The sequence below is a fragment of the Brevundimonas sp. RM1 genome (genome assembly GCF_052907225.1).
The window spans coordinates 94,593-112,792 of the sequence record NZ_JBRERY010000006.1 but is presented as its reverse complement, the minus strand read 5'-3'; the positions used below and the strand labels follow the sequence as shown (position 1 = coordinate 112,792).

The window sequence follows — 18,200 nt, the reverse complement described above, 5'->3', positions numbered from 1 at the left end:
GAGAGCGGCTCGCACCATAGCTGGACTTGAGAGTGAGTGCGTGCCGTTTGCTTTTTTAGACTACTGCCGCTTGACGCGAACTGCCCGGCTTTTGCCGGCGGTTAGCAGGTAACTGCCCAGAGCTGCACGGCGCACCCTGACTTCCATGCCGCTCCGATTCTGGAAACGGACAGGCGCCGAATCGATCTGCCGCCATTCGCCGCCGTCAGCCAGACGGAAGGTCCATTTGCCCTCATGATCCTGACCGGCGCTCACCAAGGTCGTTTCAACGGAGTCGACCTCCGGCTCAGCATCCGTCCCACCACCGCCTCGGCTGAAGAGCGCAGGAAGGGCTGGAGCGCTGAAGCCGAAGAGCTGGCGTCGTGCTTCGCGAATCTGTTGGCGCCCCATCACCACCAGTTCGCCTTGGCGTTCCGCCGTATCCAAGGCGTCTGCCGTTCGGTCGAAGCAGGCCAGGCGAACGGCGGCGTCCGACATGGCGCGGCATTCGGAAAGATCGCTCAGGAGCGTCGAACGTTCAGAGGATTGAACTTGCGCCAATGTGTCGCAGTTGAGGCCAAATGTGCCGATCGCGGCGACGCAGAAGGTCAACATCGTTCGCATTTTTGGCGGATTCCGAAATCATGAGTTTGAATGTCTTGGACCATATTATGAGATTTTGCTGCTGGTCGCCAGAGTCATTCCGTGGCGAAATTGCGACATGCTAGAGGCTCAATCGTGAAGCTCATGTAATTTGCGTGGTCTGTAGTCACGTGTCGTGCCTACCCTTTCGATCGGGTATCGGGCGCGCCTTCGAGACGGGCGACGGTCGAGGTTATCCCGTGGTCGACGGATGAAGGTGGACTTCGTCAGAGTCGTTCACAACTTAGGAGGATAAGCTTTGAATTTTCAGATCAAACGTGAGCGTCTTCTGGCGTCGACGATGATCGCGGGCCTTGCGCTGGTCGGCTTCGCCGCGCCGGCTGCGGCCCAGACCACGCCGAGTCCCGAGGCCGATCAACCGAGTCAGGTGAGCGACATCGTCGTTACCGGCTCGCGCCTACGTCAGCCGAATCTGACCACCACCAGCCCTGTGACCCAAGTGACGGGCGAAGACATCGACGTTCAGGGCGTGACCCGCGTTGAAGATCTGGTCACCCAACTGCCTCAAGCCTTCGCTGCCCAGAACTCGACGGTCGCCAACGGTGCTTCCGGCACGGCGACGGTGTCGCTGCGGAACCTCGGCTCGTCGCGCACGCTGGTGCTGATCGACGGCAAGCGAATGGGTTACGGCTCTCCGCAGGACGACGCGGCTGACTTGAACCAGATTCCGGGCCAAATGGTCGAGCGTGTTGAAGTGCTGACCGGCGGCGCCTCGGCCGTCTATGGTTCGGACGCCATTGCTGGCGTCGTGAACTTCATCATGCGTCGCAACTTCGAGGGCATTGAGATCGACGCCCAATACGGCTTCAATCAGCACAACAACGACTATGACGGCGTGGGCAACCTGCGTGACGTTATTCAACGTCGCTCCGCCTCGAACCCATCGCAGTTCCAGTTGCCGGATGACAACGTTTATACGGGGTTCAGCCGTGAAGTGAACCTGTTGATGGGCGTCAACGCCCCTGATGATCGCGGCAATATCACGCTGTATGCTGGCTATCGTAAGAACAACAAGGTCTTGGGGCGCGACTACGACTATTCATCCTGCTCGCTTTCCGCGCCTACGGCCAGCACGCCTCCGGGTGAGTTTAACTGCGGTGGTTCCGGCACTTCGTTCCCTGGCCAATTTACAGATTTCGGCGGCAATGAATTCCTGATCGATACCGATAATGACCCCACGACGGATGATATTGACGTCAACCCGATGCCAAGCTTCGCCTATACGGTGAACAGTGCAGGTTTCCGTAACTATGTCGGTGCAACGGATGCCTACAACTTTGGTCCTTCCAATTATTTTCAGCGCCCAGATGAGAGATACACGCTAGGGGTCTTCGGTCATTACGACGTGACCGACAAGATCGAAGTGTATACCCAGCTGATGTTCAGCGATTATTCTACAATCGCTCAGATCGCGCCATCGGGCAATTTCTTCGGTGAGTTCAAGAGCGGCTTCCGAACTACGGATGGGTCGTCGTTCATCAACTGCGATAGTCCGCTGCTGAACGCGCAGCAGGCAACGGCGCTTGGCTGCGGCGCGCAAGCTACCGCCGCATACAATACGTGGGTGATTCAAAACGACGACAAGACGTTCTCGCTTTCGGCTCCAGGGTCCACCACGCCGGGCGGCAACGAGGCCTTCCGCCTGTTGGAGGATCCCAACCTTGTTCCGTTGTACATCGGGCGTCGTAACGTTGAAGGCGGCGGACGTCAGTCCGACATTCGTTTCCAGTCGTATCGTGGCGTGATCGGCGCCCGTGGCGATCTGAATGACGCCTGGAGCTACGATCTGTCGATCCAATATTCTCGCGCGCAGTACACTAATATCTATCGCAACGAATTCTCGAATACGCGCTTGGCGCGCGCTCTGGATGTCGTGCTGGACCCCAGCACCAATACGCCGGTTTGCCGCTCCGTGCTTGCTGGTATCGATGCGGACTGCGTGCCGTACGATATCTTCAAGCCGGGAGGCGTGACGCAAGAGGCGCTGAACTATCTGCAGGTGCCGCTGGTCGCGACGGGGTGGACGACGCAGCAGGTGGCTTCAGGTTCGCTGACGGTCGACTTGGGCGCCTATGGCGTGAAGTCGCCTTGGGCGACGCGTAGTGTTCAGGCGGCTTTCGGCGGCGAATATCGCCGCGATGCTCTGGATCTGACGCCAGACGTGTCGTTCTCGAGCGGCGACGGCGCGGGGCAAGGCGGTCCAACCCTGGGCTTGAATGGTGCCAACCAAGTTTACGACGTCTTCGTCGAGGCTCAGATTCCGATCGCCGAAGGCATGGCGTTCGCAGACCAGCTGTCGCTTGATCTGGCTTATCGTCACTCGGAGTATGACCTCGGTGGGGGGACGGATTCGTGGAAGATCGGCGGCGACTGGGCGCCTGTTCCCTCGGTTCGTTTCCGAGCCAGCGCCCAGCGTGCGGTTCGTGCGCCTAACGTCATCGAACTGTTCACCGCACAGGGCTTCAACCTGTTCGACATGGATGATGATCCCTGCGACTTCACCGATCCGAACGAAGACGGCACCGCCTCGCAGGCCGCTTGCATTGGCACCAATCCTTGGCAGGTGTCGCAAGGTCAGGCAGATGGCGGTAATCTGAGCAGCCCTGCTGGCCAGTACAATGTGCTGCAAGGCGGGGAGACAACCCTGACGCCGGAAAGCTCGGACACTCTGACTTTCGGTGTGGTTTTCACGCCTGAATTCCTACCGGGCTTCAACTTGACGCTCGACTACTTCGACATCCAGATTGACAATCTGATCTCATCGGTCGGCCCGCAGAACGCATTGGACGCCTGTTACGAAGGCGGCTTCATGACCGCCTGTAACAACATCCAGCGGAACGCCAACGGCCAGCTTTGGGTCGGCACCGGCAATGTGGTGGATCTGAACACGAACATCGGCGGCCTGAAAACCTCGGGTGTCGATGTCGCCGCCAACTACAATGTCGATTTGGCTGACTTTGGTTGGAGCGGCGTCGGCAGCTTGGGCTTCGCCCTCGTCGGCACCTGGCTGGACAAGCTTGAGACCGACACCGGTTTGGGCTTGGCTCGCTCGACGTACGACTGCGCGGGCTTCTACGCTAACCAGTGCGGCGTGCCGAACCCCGAGTGGCGTCACCGCTTCCGGGTTGACTGGAACACCCCGATTGATGGTCTGAACCTGAACGGCACTTGGCGTTACTATGGTGAGGCCGAAATCGCGGTTCTGGGTTCGGATGGCAGCCTGAACAACTCGCCGAGCGACCGTATCGATCGCGTTCTGGATTCTCAGAACTATTTCGATCTGGCGGGCACTTGGCAGATGCGGGATAATATCTCGTTACGCGCGGGCGTGAATAACGTCTTCGATTCCGATCCGCCACTGTCCTACAGTGTCGGCACGACGGGTAATAACAACACCTACCCGCAGCTATATAACGCTATGGGGCGCTACTTCTTCTTTGGCGCCACGGCAAATTTCTAAGGGTTTGTTGAGAGCTAAGAAGGCGGCGGATTTCATATCCGCCGCTTTTTTTGTGTTTCGAAAGGCTGTTTTTGTAGGTTACTCGCGCCGCACGCGGACGGCTCGATTTGAGCCGAGATTAAGAAAATAGCTGCCTAGTGCCGCCTTGCGGACGCGAACCTCTTCCCCTTGGCGAGCCCTAGGGTTGGCGACACGCGTGTTGTCGATCTGTCGCCATGTCGAGCCGTCTGCAAGGTGGAAAATCCAGGCCCCGTTCGCAGCTGCGGTGGCGCGCTCCAGCGTTGTCTCCAGGCTTTCTATGGCATCTCCTCCGAACATGGTCGGAAGGTTAGGCGCGGAGAAGCCGAAGACCGCTCTCTTGGCGGCGTCAACCTGCGCGCGCTCCATGATCACAACCTCACCGCTGTTCGCTGCGGCGCGTAGAGCGGCCATGCGCTCATCGTAACAGGTCAATCTTTGTTCGTCTGCACTGAGGCCCTGACACTCGGACAGTCTTTCGAAAGCGGTAGGGTCGCTTTGGGCTGTAGCGCTTCCGGTAATGAGCAGGGAGAGGAAGGTGGCGGCTGAAAAGTGGTAAATTAGGGGTGGCATTGTCAACATTTCCATGATTTTTGGAATTATTTTTTGAGTTGGCTGGCAGTTTGTAAGTGTCAATTTATGGGCTGTTCGGGTTTATATGTGGCGATTTTGAGACACGTGAGAGGCTAACTCACGTCAGTATCGTAAAGGCCAATGAACAATTTCAAATATGAAGATAGATGCACAGTCAGCCGCGGTTTCGAATCGCTAGAAATTGAGGCTGGGTTGGGGGTGTCGGCGTTTTTTGGGAATATCCGCTTTCCGCTGCGCTCCTTCATTTTAATGGAGGAAGAATTGATTTTCATGGAACATCGCAAGCGATTGCTGGCGACCACGATGATCGCCGGAGTGGCCGCCATCGGCTTCGCTGCACCTGCGTTCGCGCAGAGCGCGCCGCAGGAGGACGTCTCCCGGGTTGATGAAGTAGTGGTGACGGGTTCGCGTATCGCCCGTCGCGATGCTGTCGCCGAAAGCCCGGTGCTGACGGTGCAACAGGAGGATATTACTCATTCCGGTTCGACCACCGTCGAGCAGTATCTGAATACCCTGCCGCAAGTGACTGCCGGCCTCAGCTCTCAGTCGAACAACCCCAGTTCCAATGGTCGGGCCTTCATCGATCTGCGTGGTTTGGGTTCGGGCCGCAACTTGGTGTTGATGGATGGTCGTCGTCCCATGGGCTCGACCGCGGGCGGCACCGTCGATGTTAACACCATCCCGGCTGCGCTGATTGACCGCGTCGAAATCATCAGCGGCGGCGCCGCCTCGACATATGGTGCGGACGCCGTGTCAGGTGTTGTCAACTTCATCATTAAGAATGACTTCGAAGGCGTCCAACTCGACTCTCAATACCGTCTGACCGAGCAGGGCGACGGGCAGGAGTGGGGCGCTGACATCACCTTCGGCGGCAACTTCGCCGACGGTAAGGGTAATGCGGTATTTAACGCCAGCTATTTCAACCGTGAAGTGATGTACAAGGATGCCCGCGAATTTGCAGGGCAAGCCTCGAGCACCACGTCGATCTTCCCGGGCGGTGCGGTCGGCCTGGGCGCTAACACGCCGGGACAGGGTGTCGTTGATGGCGTCTTCGGGGGTGCGAACCGCTGTGATGCTTCGGGTGGCTGGGCTGGCTTTGGCTTTAATCCCGACGGAAGCCTGTTCTGCACGGGCCTAGAAACCAGCAGCGTATATAACATCTATAACTACAAGGGGCCGGAGTCCGCTATCGCGACGGCTTTTGCTCCGAATATCTTCTCGTATAACTTCGAACCGGACAATATCCTTGTCTTGCCGATGGAGCGTTGGAATCTGTTCACGCGCGTGAACTATGAGCTCAACGACCACTTCAAGCCTTACGTGCAGGCGCTGTATACCAACTATAACGCCAAGCAGGAGCTCGCTCCCACGCCCGCGGGCGGCGCGACGGGTTGGAATGTAGCGGTTAGCAACCCGTTTATTGGGTCTCAGTTGGGCTCTTTGCTGGCTGCCCGTGCTCGTCCGAACGACCCCTTCGCGTTCTCGAAGCGATTCAATGACCTGGGGGGGCGCACCGGATTCAACACCCACGACGTGTGGCAGGTCTTGTTGGGCACCAAGGGTTCGCTGCCCCGCACCAACACCTGGACGTACGATGTTTATGCTTCGTACGGCCGCACGTCTCTGAATGAGATTCAGGGCGGCAATGTGCGTCGTGATCGTGTCGGTCTTCTGCTCGGCCACATTGATGGCAAAGCGACGACTGAAAGCCAGGCCGCCTATGACGCGCGCGTGGCCGCGTTCAGGGCACCGACGATCGCTCAGCAAGCGGCGCTTTCCGGCGGAGCTTGCGCCAACGGCCTCAACCTGTTCGGCGCCGCGCCGATCGATGCGAGCTGTGCTGCATGGATCAGCCTTGAGGCGAAGAACCTGACTGTCGTTGAGCAGTCCATCGTCGAGGCCGTTGTTAACGGCGACCTGTTTGAACTGCCCGCGGGCCCGCTCCAAGGGGCTTTCGGCGCCAGCTATCGCGAGCTGGATTTTGACTTCCGTCCCGATAGCGGTTTGCAGCCTGGCCTGGTGGCTGGCTTCAATCAGCAGTTACCGATCTCCGGCTTCCTGAACTGGAAGGACATCTTCGCAGAATTGCTGGTGCCCATCGTCAAGGATGTCGCGTTCGCTCAGGACGTGTCTTTGTCGCTCGGCTATCGTGTTTCGGAAAACTCGCATTCGGGCACGACCAGCAGCTGGAAGGCTAACCTCGAGTGGGAGGTCAATGATTGGCTCCGCGCTCGTGGCGGCTATCAAACGGCTGTCCGTTCGCCGACCATCTCCGAATTGTTCGCTCCTCAGACGAACAACTTCCCGTCGTTCAATCGTCTGGACCCGTGCGACGTTCGCTTGCCGGCCACTGCGTCTTACAGCCGCAACGGTCCGAATGGCGCTAAGGTGACTCAACTTTGCCAAACGCAGTCGGCCGTGGCGGGCGGAGCGAACTTTGCCTGGTCGGGGCAGATTCCTGCGATCACGGGCGGCAACCCGGACCTGAAGCCGGAAGAGGCCAATTCCTGGACCGCCGGTATCGTCGCCCGTTCGCCATTTAACACGGGTGGCTGGGCCGACAGCCTCTATATGTCGGTGGACTATTGGTCGATTAAGATCGAGGACGTGATCGCCTCGCTCGGCGTCGGTACCATCGTCCAGCGCTGCTTCAATCTGGACAACGCCAACCCGACCTACGATCCCAACAACGCTTGGTGTCAGCTGTTCGAGCGCAATCAGGCCAACGGCTCGGTTCAGAATGTCGTCCAACTGTCGCGTAACCAAGCGATGACGGAAACCAGCGGCGTTGACCTGAACTTCGGCGTTGAGTTCGGACTGGGCAACGCTGGTGCGCTGAACTTCAATGTTCTGTCGACTTGGGTTGAGAAGTATAAGTCGCAGACTACCTCGCTGGATCCAGTGCGCGATTTTGTCGGCACCATCGGTTCGGGCACGGGTTCTGCGACGCCGGAATGGCGCCACACCATCACCGGTAACTGGCGTCTGGATCCATTCTCGGTCACGGCTACGGCTCGCTTTATCGACGAAATGGTGCATAGCAACACCGTCACGGGCGGCGCTGGCACTGGGGTGGATTCGATGTGGTACTTCGACCTGCGTGCGACCTACGACGTCAACGACGCCGTGTCGCTGCGTGTTGGCGTCAATAACCTGTTCGATGAGCAGCCGCCGATTTACTCGCCGAACATTCAGGCTAACACCGACCCGTCAACTTATGACGTGTTGGGACGTCGTTACTTTGTGGGTTTGACCGCTCGCTTCTAATTAACGAGAATTCCTTCATGACTGGACGGCGGATCGATCGATCCGCCGTCCTTTTTTGTGGGCTTTTGCTCGTTGGTCAGGAGCTGCTCAGCGCATGAGCGCGGAAAGTCAGGGCAAGACGAAGCGCGTCTTGTCATGTGGAAGCGGCTTTGTAGATTTTGTGAAAGCAAGGGCGAAGCGCGGGAGCGGCGCGCCACTCCCTCATTTCTGAGAAGGAGTGGCGCGAGTGACGGGGCTCGAACCCGCGACCTCCGGCGTGACAGGCCGGCACTCTAACCAACTGAGCTACACCCGCGTTTCTCTCCCCGCGAGGAGGAGAGGAGGGGCGAATACGGTTCGTCGCGCTTTCGGTCAAGCGCATTGTGGCGCTTTTGCTAAAAAATCTGCGAATTCAGACTCTAGCGACCGCAATCCAAGCCGTCGGCGTCGGGTGGAACCGCGCCGCCGCGGCCGAGCGCCTTCTGCATGAAGACGACGTCGCGCCACCCGTCGAACTTCCACCCGGCGTCGCGGAAGGCGCCGACGTGGGCGAAGCCCGCCGCTTCATGTAGGGCGATGGAGCCGGTGTTGGCGCTGTCGCCGATCACCGCCACCATCTGACGCATTCCCAGGGCCTCGCAGGCCCTAAGCAGGGCGTCCAGCAATGTCTTGCCGACGCCCCGTCCGCGAAACGCTTCGGCGACGTAGATCGAGTCCTCGACCATGAAGCGATAGGCCGCGCGCAGGCGATAAGGCGCAGCATAGGCGTAGCCCGCGACCGCTCCGCCGATTTCGGCGACCAGAACCGGCAGACCTAGGGCTGCGGGTGCGGCTAAGCGCGCTCGCATTTCATCAGCACTGGGGACGTCCAGTTCGAACGTCCCCGTGCCGTTCAGCACGCTGTCGGCGTAGATGTCCGTTACGGCCGCCAGGTCGGCTTCCGCGAACGGCCGGACGATCACGCCTTTTCCCAGCCTTTCTCGACCGCCCAGACGGCGAAGGCGTAGTCGTGGGCGATGTCCTTCAGATAGTCGAAGCGGCCCGACGAGGCGAAGTGACCCGCCTCCATGTTGATCTTCAAGAGCACCGGCTTGCCCGAGGTCGAGGCCGGACGCAGCTTGGCCACCCACTTCTCCGGCTCCCAATAGGTGACGCGCGGATCGGACAGGCCGCCGGTCGCCAGCAGCGCCGGATAGGGCTTGGCCTCGATCTGATCGTAGGGGCTGTAGCTCAGCATGTAGTCGTAGGCGGCTGCATCCTCGAGCGGATTGCCCCATTCAGGCCATTCCGGCGGGGTCAGGGGCAGGCTGGTGTCGCTCATGGTGTTGATGACGTCGACGAAGGGCACGCCGCCGATCACGCCCGCCCACAGGTCCGGCCGCATGTTGGTTACGGCGCCCATCAGGAGCCCGCCTGCGGATCGGCCTTCGGCGACGATGTTTCCGGCCTTGGTGTAGTTTTGCGCGATCAGGTGTTCAGCGGCCGCGATGAAATCGGTGAAGGTGTTCTTCTTGGTGAAGCGCCGGGCGGTCAGGAACCAGTTCCAGCCCTTGTCCGAGCCGCCGCGGATGTGGGCGATGGCGTAGATGAAGCCGCGATCGACCAGCGACAGCCGGTTCGTCGCGAAACTGGCCGCCATCGGTATGCCGTAGGAGCCGTAGCCGTAGAGCAGCAGCGGCGCCGAGCCGTCGACCGGCGTGTCCTTGCGGCGCAGGACCGTCACTGGCACCAGTTCGCCGTCAGAGGCCGGGGCGTTCAGCCGTTCGACCACATAGTCCGCCGGATTGTGGCCCGAGGGGATTTCCTGAACCTTGCGCAGGGTGCGTTCCCGCGTTTTCAGATCGTAGTCATAGGTGGACGTCGGCGTGGACGGCGAGTTGTAGCCATAGCGCATGACTGTGGTGTCGAACTCCGACGCGCCGCCCAGCGACAGAGCGTAGGCGGGCTCGTCCACGGCGATCTCATGCTCGGCGCCGGCGCGATCACGGATGACGATCTTGGTGTTAGCGTCGGCGCGTTCCTGGCGGCCCAGATAGTCCTTCACCAAGGCTACGCCCTCGATGAAGCGACCGGGCGTGTGCGGGATCAGATCCTTCCAGTTGGCCTTGCCCGGCGAGGCGGTCGGCGCCTCCATGACCTTGAAGTCGACGGCGTCGTCGGCGTTGGTGCGGATCACCCAGCGGTCGCCCCAGTGGTCCAGGTCATACAGGCGACCGACGTGGCGCGGCTCGGCTACTACGGGCGCGGCCGTGGGGGTGGCGGCCGGGATGATGCGGCTTTCCGACGTTTCCTGGTTGCCGATGGAGATGACGATGAAGGCGTCGTCGGCGGTGCGGCCGACGCCCTGGAACATGCCTTCGTCAGTTTCTTCATTGACCAGCGTGGTTTCGCCGCCGCGCGCCGGGCGACGGAAGATCTTGTCCGGACGACCGTTGTCGTCGCGGTTGGTCCAGAAGATCCACTGGCTGTCGGGCGAGAAGGTGAAGTTGGCGCTGGCCGATTCGATCGGGTTGGGCAGCACCTCGCCGGTCGCCAGATCCTTCACATAGATCTTGTAGACTTCGGAGCCCTGAGCGTCCTCGGCATAGCCGAACAGGGCGTGGTCGGGGCTGTGCTCGGTTGCCGAGACTTCCGAATAGGCCTTGCCCTCGGCCAGCTTGTTGCAGTCCAGCAGGATGATCTCGCCATCCTTTTTCCCGCGTGGGCGGCGGCAATAGAGCGGATGCTGGTCGCCGGTGTTGTAGCGGACGTAGTATTCCCACGGCCCGTCGGCGGCGGGGACGGAGCTGTCGTCCTCCTTGATGCGGCCCTTCATCTCCTCGAACATCTGCGCCTGCAGGGGCAGAGTGGAGGCCATCATGGCCTCGCGATAGGCGTTCTCGGCGGTCAGATGCTCCTTGACGTCGGCCTTGATCAGCGACGGATCGCGCAGCACGGCCTGCCAGTTGTCGTCCTTCATCCACTGATAGTCGTCGACGCGGACGCGGCCCAACTGTTCAATGCGGACGGGAACCTTCTTGGCGACGGGCGGCGTGGGTTTTGACATCGAGGCTCCGGTACTCTGGCGGGCAAGGGCGGGGGAGGCGGCGACCACGCCGACGGCGGCGGTCGAGGCGATCAGTTCACGGCGGTTCATGGCGTGGGCTTCCCCCTGAATATGATTTGAGCTGGACCTTGTGCCCGGCGACGCTCGGCGTCAAATGGCGGCATGATCATTCAGGATCTTCCGCCCGAACAACCCGCTGTCGTCGCCGCTCCGCCGCCCGAATGGGATCTGACGGTCGGCGTGATCAACGCCACTGTGCAATTGGATCAAGCCATCAGCGACGGCCAGAGGAAGGTCGGCACAGGTTTCCTTATCGCCGCGCCTCGGCCCGACGGCGCGCCGCGCGTGGTGCTGGTGACGGCGCGGCACGTGCTGGACGTCATGCCGGGCAATGAGGCGCGCATCGGTTGGCGCACGGCCGAGGCGGACGGCGCCTGGAAATTCACGCCGGAAAACCTGACGATCCGCGACGCGGTCGGCGCGCCGTTGTGGACCGCGCATCCGGAGCGTGACGTGGCGGTGATGGAGATCACGGCGCCGCCCGCCTTCGCCCAGGCGGCGATTCCCGCCGGATGGCTGGCTGACGCCGAGGCCTTCGATCGCTGGCGTATGGGGCCGGGGGATGAACTTTTGGCGCTGGGCTATCCGCATGGGCTGTCGGCCAACCGGGCGGGCTTTCCCATCCTGCGGCTGGGGCGGATCAGCTCCTGGCCGCTGACGCCGATTCGGCACTTCCCGATCTTCCTGCTGGATTTCGTGGTGGCTCAGGGGAACTCCGGAGGGCCGGTCTTCTGGACTCCGGCGGCGCGCCGCGTGCCGGGAGCGCCGGTTCCCGACCATCCCTTTATCGCCGGTGTGCTGGTGCAGGAGGTTCAGAGCGGCGGACAGGGTATTGACCTGGGCGTCGTGGCCCACGCCGACTATGTACGCGAGACCATCGCCTTGCTGGATCAGTCGACCGCTACGCCCGAAGCGCAGTCGAACGCCGCGCAGTAGCGGCGGCGCATTTCGTTTCTGATCGGGGCCGGGTCTTCCGGGCTGGCCCGGGTGACCTGAGCGTACCAAGCGTCCCAGCCGATCGGTTTCCGCGTCGGCAGATAGTCAACGCCGTGCAGCGCAAGGACGCGAGCGACCCCTGCGGCGTGCCAGGCTTTCTCAGCTTCAAGGTCGGGATATAGTTCGTCCATCCAGCCGCGCAGAAGCGCCGCCTTTTCGGGCGGCATCTCGTTGACCTTCCAATCCCGGATCGAGCGTTCGGCCGCAGAGCGGCTGCCGCCATAGAAGCTGTCGGTAAAGGCCTGGGCGGCCTGGATATGTTCTGGGCCTGGTTCGGGGCCCTCCCACGGTTGGCGCAGCGGTTCGTCGTCTTCGTCCAGGATGTCGAAGGGCAGTTCGATGCTGAAAGGGACGCCCGCAGGTTGGGCGACGCGCCCTCGGAACACGATCGCCAGGGCGGCCTGCTGAAAGCCCGCATCGGCCGGCTTTGCCGACATGGCCGCGCACCGGGACAGGGCGCCGTCTTCATTATTGACGCACTCGAGCGTGACGGTTCCGTTGATCCGCAAGTCTCTGGCCAAGGCTGGGTAGTCGGAACGTTTCACATCCGGCGGAGTCTCCCAATGTGCAGGTTCGACCAGCAGAGCCAAGGTCGCCAGAAGCGTAATCATGCGGGGAACTCCGGACTATTCAGGGGTGGCGACGGTTTCGGCCGTTGGCCCGCAATCGTAACGGGCGCAAAAACGGCGACGCAGTTCGACCATCGGTTCGCGAGGATGGAGATCGCGACTGGCCTCGTTCAACTGTGGAACCCAGGATTCAGTCCAGTCATCCGGCTGTTTGGGCGGCATAGCGTCCAGCCCGCGCACGGCCAGAACGCGCGCTGCGGCCAGAGCCCGTCGCTGACGCTCCGTCTCCAGGTTTCCAAACAGTTCGGCGATCCAGCCTTCGGTCGTTCGGCGCATCTCGGGCGGCATCTGATCCAGCCGCCAGTGGCGTCGCAGGCGGGCGACCGGTTCGACGCTGCGTCGGGCGTAGCGACGGCCGCTTTCCAACTGTGCGGCGTTGGGCGTCGGGCCGGACCAGGGGGACGGCGGTGCGTCGCTGAATGGCGAGCTATTGAACGGCACGCGGACCTTGAACACGCGCTCTTCGGGCGAAATGTCGGGCGGGGCGGGCGTCAATCGCGCCCGCTGGATCACGCGAACGGCCGCCTCGGCGAATCCCAGGCCATCGGGCCTTGCGCGCATGGTGGTGCAGGCGCTGGGCAGGCCTTCGGCCGTCGCCAGACAGTTCACTTCGGCCCAGCCGCTGATGTTCATGGCGGCGGCGAACGGCGGAAAGTCGTCTGACGTCGGCGTGGGGCGTGTGACCCAGGCGACAGGGGGATCGTGCGGTAGTTCGGCTTGGGGGGATGCTCCGAGGATGGTCGCCAGAGTGAGCGCCAGGATCATTTCCTTGCGTCTCCGCAGTCATAGGCTGCGCAGTAGCGGCGCTTCATTTCGGCGTCGATGGCCGTGAAGTCCGGCTCTCCGTAAGCCGCGCGAGCTTCAGTTTCGGTGATCTGAGGCGCTTCTGTTCCCAGGACGAAACGATCCATGGCTTCCTTGGCCCATAGTCGAGCCATACCGAGGGCCAAGGCCTCAGCCAGTTCCGCATCGGGCGGAAACAACTCTGTGGCCCATGCTTGGACGGCCGTTCGACGGCTTTCCGGCAATTCATCCAGCCCCAGACGCTCGGCGACAGACGGAATGCCGACGGCTTCGATGACTGCTCGGGCGTTGGCGAGTTGGGGAGCAGAAGGCTCCGGGCCGGTCCAGGGCGTTGTGGGAGGCGGGGCCGCGTCTTCTGGTTCTTCGAAATCGGCGGTGAAAGGCAGGCGAACCACGAACTTGGCCGGTGTCGCCACGCCGTTTACGCGGCGCGGCGTCAGACGATGGCGAAGAATGATGCGTTTGGCGGCGTCGCCGAAACCCAGTCCAGTCGGCCGCTCGTCCTTGACCAGGCAGTTTTCGGGGCTGCCTTGGGGCGTGACCATGCACTCTAGGCTGACAGAGCCGTTCACGCCCAGATAGGCGGCGAAGATGGGGTAGTCGTCGCCATCGACTTGGGGTGGAACAACCCAGGCCGGATTTTCGACGACGACGGGGAGCCGCTCAGGTCGGGCTTTGTCTTCGGCAAAGGCGGTCGCGCCTGACCCGACAATGATCGTGGCCAAGACTACCGCGCCGACTGCTCGATTCATACGAAAACGCCTCCCGCGCCTAGGTGGCACAGGAGGCGCTTTACGCTCAAGTCATAGAACGGCGATCAGCCCGCCAGCGCTTCGGCGTTCATGCGTTGCAGCAGGTCGCCGCCCTGTCCGACGGCGGCCAGGCGGCTGGAGACGTGGCCCAGCGCATTGGCGGCGTAGACTTCATAGAGATCCAGCTTGCCCTGCAACCACACGGCGTCGCCGTCATTGGCGTCCAGCTTCGCCTTGGCCGCCAGGGCGCCCTTGGCCAGCATCCAGCCGCCGACCACGTCGCCCATCAGTTTCAGATAGGCGTCAGCGCCCGCCAGAACGTCGGCGGCGCGGGCCGGGTCCGACTTGGCGTCCAGCAGCCACAGGGTCGCGTCCTCGACCGCCTCGATAGCGGTGGCGAAACGCTCGACAGGCTTGCCGGCATAGAGGCGGTCGATCTGGGCCAGCGTCGCCTTCATCTCGGCGATCAGGGCCTTGGCCGACTCGCCGCCGTCCATCGACAGCTTGCGGCCCACCAGATCCATCGCCTGAATGCCGTTTGTGCCTTCATAGATCGGGGTGATGCGGGCGTCGCGATAGTATTGGGCCGCGCCGGTTTCCTCGATGAAACCCATGCCGCCGTGGACCTGAACGCCCAGCGAAGCGACCTCGCAGCCGACGTCGGTGGACCAGGCCTTGGCGATCGGGGTGAACAGGTCTTCGCGGCCCTTCCAGACCTTGCGCTCTTCCTCGCTGGCGGCGTGGCGGGCCAGGTCGGCGGCGACGCCGGTCGACAGGCAGATGGCGCGCGCGGCGGCGACCTTGGCCTTCATCACCGACAGCATCCGGCGCACGTCGGGGTGATCGAAGATCGGGGCGTCCTTCTGGCCGGTCCAGACGCTGCGGCCCTGACGGCGTTCCAGCGCATAGGCCAGGGCGTGCTGATAGGCGCGTTCGGCGATGCCCACGCCTTCGACGCCGACGGCCAGGCGGGCGGCGTTCATCATGACGAACATATGGGCCAGGCCCTGGTTCGGCTGTCCGACCAGTTCGGCGCGGGCGCCCTCATAGCTCATGACGCAGGTGGGCGAGGCGTGGATGCCCAGCTTGTGCTCGACGCCGACCGGGCGGAAGGCGTTGCGCTCGCCCAGAGAACCATCGGCGTTGACGGCGAACTTGGGCGTCAGGAACAGGCTGATGCCCTTGGGCCCGGCAGGCGCGTCGGGCAGGCGGGCCAGCACCAGATGGACGATGTTGTCCGTGGCGTCGTGGTCGCCCCAGGTGATGAAGATCTTCTGGCCGGTCAGGGCGTATGTGCCGTCGCCGTTGGGAACCGCCGTCGCCGTCAGGGCGCCCAGGTCAGACCCCGCGTGCGGTTCGGTCAGCACCATGGCGCCGGTCCATTCGCCGCTGACCAGCTTGGGCAGATAGGTGGCCTTCTGATGTTCGTTGCCGACCTGCTCCAGCGCCTCGATCGAGGCCAGCGACAGCATGGGGCACAGGCCGAAGGCCATGTTGGCGGCGTGGACGGTCTCATAGGCCGCCAGCTCCAGCGCCTTGGGCAGGGCCTGTCCGCCGGCCTCGACCGAGGCGGTCAGGCTGGTCCAGCCGCCCGCCGCGAACTGCTGATAGGCGTCGGCGAAGCCGGGGGCGGCCGTCACGGCGTCGTTGGCGTATTTAGCGCCGGCCAGATCGCCGGGGCGGTTCAGCGGGGCCAGCACCTCTTCTGAAAACTGACCGGCGGCGTCCAGCACGGCCGAGGCGACGTCGGCGTCGTAATCGGGAAAGGCGCCGGTCGCCGCCACCTGGCCGATCCCGGCCACGGCGTCGAGGGCGAAGGCGATGTCACGGACGGGGGCGCGGTAGCTCATCGGTTATCCTCAGAAAGACGTTGCGCTTCTGTCGGCCGCCACGTCGCCGGGCGCAAGCCTGCTTGGACTTTGGTCGAGATTCCGCGCACTGTACGCGCCTGTTTGAACGGCTGACGCCGCGTAAGGAAAGGCCGACCGTGCCCGCCGACCGACCCGCTAGAGGCGACAGCCCCGAAATCGCCGCCGAGGCGTTGAAAACGGGGCGTTTGGTCATCCTGCCGACCGAGACGGTCTATGGTCTGGCGGCCGACGCCTCCAACCCGCAAGCGGTGGCGCGAATCTTCGAGGCCAAGGGTCGGCCGCGCTTCAATCCCCTGATCGCTCATGTCGCCAACGCCGTGGACGCCGAGGCGATCGCCGTGTTCGACGCCAAGGCGCGCGCGCTGGCCGAGGCCTTCTGGCCGGGGCCGTTGACCATTGTGGCCCCGGTGCGCGATCGCGAGCGGGTGTGTGATCTGGCGCGGGCGGGGCTGGACAGCGTGGCCGTGCGCGTGCCGGGCCATCCGCGCGCGCGGGCGGTCATCGGGGCCTTCGGCGGGCCGGTTGTCGCGCCGTCGGCCAACCGTTCGGGGCGGCCCAGCCCGACGACCTTCACCGACGCTATGGAAGAGACGGGTCATGCCGTGGGCGCCGCCGTCGATGGCGGCCCCTGCGCTGTGGGGGTGGAAAGCACCGTCGTCTCGGTGCTGGACGGTCAGGTCGCCCTGCTGCGTCCCGGTTCCGTCACGCGCGAAGAGATCGAGGCGGTCGCCGGGCCGCTGGCCGAAAGCGGGCAGGGGCACCGTTCGCCCGGCCGTCTGGCCCTGCATTATGCGCCCGACGCTCCGGTCCGGATTGAGGCGGACGGGGCGAGGGACGGCGAAATCCTGCTGGGTTTCGGCGCGGGCGTCGGCGATCCGCGCTGGAGCCTCAGCCCGAGCGGCGACTTGCGCGAGGCTGCGGCCAATCTGTTCCGCTTGCTGCGTGAGGCGGATCGCTCAAAGCCTTCCGGGATCGCGGTGTCGCCCATTCCGGCGAAGGGGCTGGGCGAGGCGATCAACGACCGCCTGCGTCGCGCGGCGGGCTTCGTCGGCTAGAGGAACCGCGCCTTTACATCCACGCTTGACGCCTTGCCGACCTTGGGCAGGCAGGTCTCAAGCCAGGTGTCGGCCGCTGTCCGGCCGTGCTGTTTCAACTCGTTCAGATAGCTCCACTCCGTGTCGAATTTGGAGTGAAGCGACTGGCCTCCCAGCCATTCGTCGGCCTCGATGACGTGGATGCGGATGCCGCGTCGACGGTCTTCGCCGGGCTTCAGCTTGCCCTCGGCGATCAGATCCTGAACGAAGGCGACGGCTCTCAGTTCGGCGACCAGCGGGGCGTTGAAGACGATCTCGTTCAGACGGTCGTTGATGTCGCCCGCCTCGCGCGGCGTCTCGTCACGCTGGAACGGATTGAGCGGCAGCAGCAGAATATCGTCCGGCGTGTCCGTATAGAACAGCGGCCACAACGCCGGATTGGCCAGGTATCCGCCGTCCCAATAAGGCTCGCCCTCGATCTCTACCGCCTGAAACAACTGGGGCAGGCAGGCCGAAGCCAGCAGCACCTCAGGCGCCATTTCCTCGGACTTGAAGATGCGCGAACGGCCCGCACGCACCGCCGTCGTCGAGACGAACATCTGGATGGATGAGGCGCGCAGGGCCTCGAAATCCACTGCCGTCTCCAGCACCCGGCGCAGCGGGTTCAGGTTGAACGGGTTGAAGGAATAGGGGCTCATCGACAGGGCCAGCGTCTGCCCCGCCTGCCACATCGGCGTGCCCTTCAACCAGTCAGGCGTCAGGGCCTTGGACCAGACGGCGCTGTCGCCGAAGACGTTGCGTCCGCCGGACTGGTTCACTTCGCGCCACAGGGTGTCCAGCGCCTCGCGCCCGCCTTCGGCGCCGCCGCGTTCCAGTCCGGTGATCAGGGCGGCGGCGTTCATCGCTCCGGCCGAGGCGGCTGTGGCCGCGCGCACGTCCAACACATCGGCCTCAAGCAGCCGGTCCAGCACGCCCCATTGAAAGGCGCCGTGCGCTCCACCGCCCTGCAGGGCCAGACAGACAGGTTTGCGTTTAGCCATCAGCCTCT

General features: G+C 63.0%; 13 protein-coding genes and 1 tRNA gene. 4 read left to right on the top strand and 10 right to left on the bottom strand.

Going from position 1 to position 18,200, the window contains the following annotated elements:
• Positions 1-60 precede the first annotated feature (60 nt).
• On the bottom strand, positions 61-594 hold the full coding sequence (locus ACU5AP_RS08270; protein ID WP_128720010.1) for a hypothetical protein: 534 nt from the start codon (positions 592-594) through the stop codon (positions 61-63).
• A gap of 286 nt (positions 595-880) precedes the next feature.
• Between ACU5AP_RS08270 and ACU5AP_RS08265 the strand changes: the two genes are divergently transcribed.
• Entirely contained in the window at positions 881-4,102 is a 3,222-nt protein-coding gene (locus tag ACU5AP_RS08265) for a TonB-dependent receptor domain-containing protein (RefSeq protein ID WP_446681054.1), read from the top strand.
• A 78-nt stretch (positions 4,103-4,180) separates the two neighbouring features.
• On the opposite strand, the gene ACU5AP_RS08260 is transcribed toward ACU5AP_RS08265, so the two are convergent.
• Positions 4,181-4,534 (bottom strand): hypothetical protein, encoded by a 354-nt coding sequence (locus ACU5AP_RS08260; protein ID WP_141258320.1) that lies wholly within the window; start codon positions 4,532-4,534, stop codon positions 4,181-4,183.
• Positions 4,535-4,834: 300 nt separating this feature from the next.
• Between ACU5AP_RS08260 and ACU5AP_RS08255 the strand changes: the two genes are divergently transcribed.
• On the top strand, positions 4,835-7,981 hold the full coding sequence (locus ACU5AP_RS08255) for a TonB-dependent receptor domain-containing protein (RefSeq protein ID WP_312991022.1): 3,147 nt from the start codon (positions 4,835-4,837) through the stop codon (positions 7,979-7,981).
• Positions 7,982-8,199: 218 nt separating this feature from the next.
• On the opposite strand, the gene ACU5AP_RS08250 is transcribed toward ACU5AP_RS08255, so the two are convergent.
• From ACU5AP_RS08250 to ACU5AP_RS08240, 3 genes are all read right to left on the bottom strand, one after another.
• Positions 8,200-8,276: transfer RNA gene (locus tag ACU5AP_RS08250), tRNA-Asp, on the bottom strand.
• 103 nt (positions 8,277-8,379) lie between these two features.
• The gene (locus tag ACU5AP_RS08245; protein ID WP_128720013.1) at positions 8,380-8,922 is read right to left on the bottom strand and encodes a GNAT family N-acetyltransferase; all 543 of its coding nucleotides are present in this window, start codon (positions 8,920-8,922) and stop codon (positions 8,380-8,382) included.
• A complete protein-coding gene (locus tag ACU5AP_RS08240; RefSeq protein WP_446681053.1) occupies positions 8,919-11,096 on the bottom strand; it encodes a S9 family peptidase in 2,178 nt (725 codons plus the stop codon). The genes ACU5AP_RS08245 and ACU5AP_RS08240 overlap by 4 nt, the downstream gene beginning before the upstream one ends.
• 72 nt (positions 11,097-11,168) lie before the next feature.
• On the opposite strand from ACU5AP_RS08240, the gene ACU5AP_RS08235 reads away from it, so the two are divergent.
• On the top strand, positions 11,169-12,002 hold the full coding sequence (locus ACU5AP_RS08235; RefSeq protein ID WP_128720015.1) for a trypsin-like serine peptidase: 834 nt from the start codon (positions 11,169-11,171) through the stop codon (positions 12,000-12,002).
• On the opposite strand, the gene ACU5AP_RS08230 is transcribed toward ACU5AP_RS08235, so the two are convergent.
• The 4 genes from ACU5AP_RS08230 to ACU5AP_RS08215 all read right to left on the bottom strand — a co-directional run bounded on the left by ACU5AP_RS08230 (position 11,957) and on the right by ACU5AP_RS08215 (position 16,097).
• Positions 11,957-12,673: an energy transducer TonB gene (locus ACU5AP_RS08230; RefSeq protein WP_446681052.1), complete on the bottom strand. Its 717-nt coding sequence runs from the start codon at positions 12,671-12,673 to the stop codon at positions 11,957-11,959. The genes ACU5AP_RS08235 and ACU5AP_RS08230 overlap by 46 nt on opposite strands.
• Positions 12,674-12,688: 15 nt before the next feature.
• Positions 12,689-13,456, bottom strand: a complete 768-nt coding sequence (locus tag ACU5AP_RS08225) for an energy transducer TonB (protein ID WP_446681051.1) — start codon at positions 13,454-13,456, stop codon at positions 12,689-12,691.
• Entirely contained in the window at positions 13,453-14,220 is a 768-nt protein-coding gene (locus ACU5AP_RS08220; RefSeq protein ID WP_446681050.1) for an energy transducer TonB, read from the bottom strand. Before ACU5AP_RS08220 ends, ACU5AP_RS08225 begins: the two co-directional genes overlap by 4 nt.
• A 92-nt stretch (positions 14,221-14,312) precedes the next feature.
• Entirely contained in the window at positions 14,313-16,097 is a 1,785-nt protein-coding gene (locus tag ACU5AP_RS08215; protein ID WP_446681049.1) for an acyl-CoA dehydrogenase, read from the bottom strand.
• Positions 16,098-16,234: 137 nt separating this feature from the next.
• On the opposite strand from ACU5AP_RS08215, the gene ACU5AP_RS08210 reads away from it, so the two are divergent.
• Positions 16,235-17,173 carry an L-threonylcarbamoyladenylate synthase gene (locus ACU5AP_RS08210; RefSeq protein WP_446681048.1) on the top strand — a complete coding sequence of 313 codons (939 nt, stop codon included), beginning with the start codon at positions 16,235-16,237 and terminating at the stop codon, positions 17,171-17,173.
• On the opposite strand, the gene ACU5AP_RS08205 is transcribed toward ACU5AP_RS08210, so the two are convergent.
• Entirely contained in the window at positions 17,170-18,192 is a 1,023-nt protein-coding gene (locus ACU5AP_RS08205; RefSeq protein WP_003164805.1) for a patatin-like phospholipase family protein, read from the bottom strand. The two genes, ACU5AP_RS08210 and ACU5AP_RS08205, sit on opposite strands and share 4 nt — an antisense overlap.
• Positions 18,193-18,200: the final 8 nt, after the last annotated feature.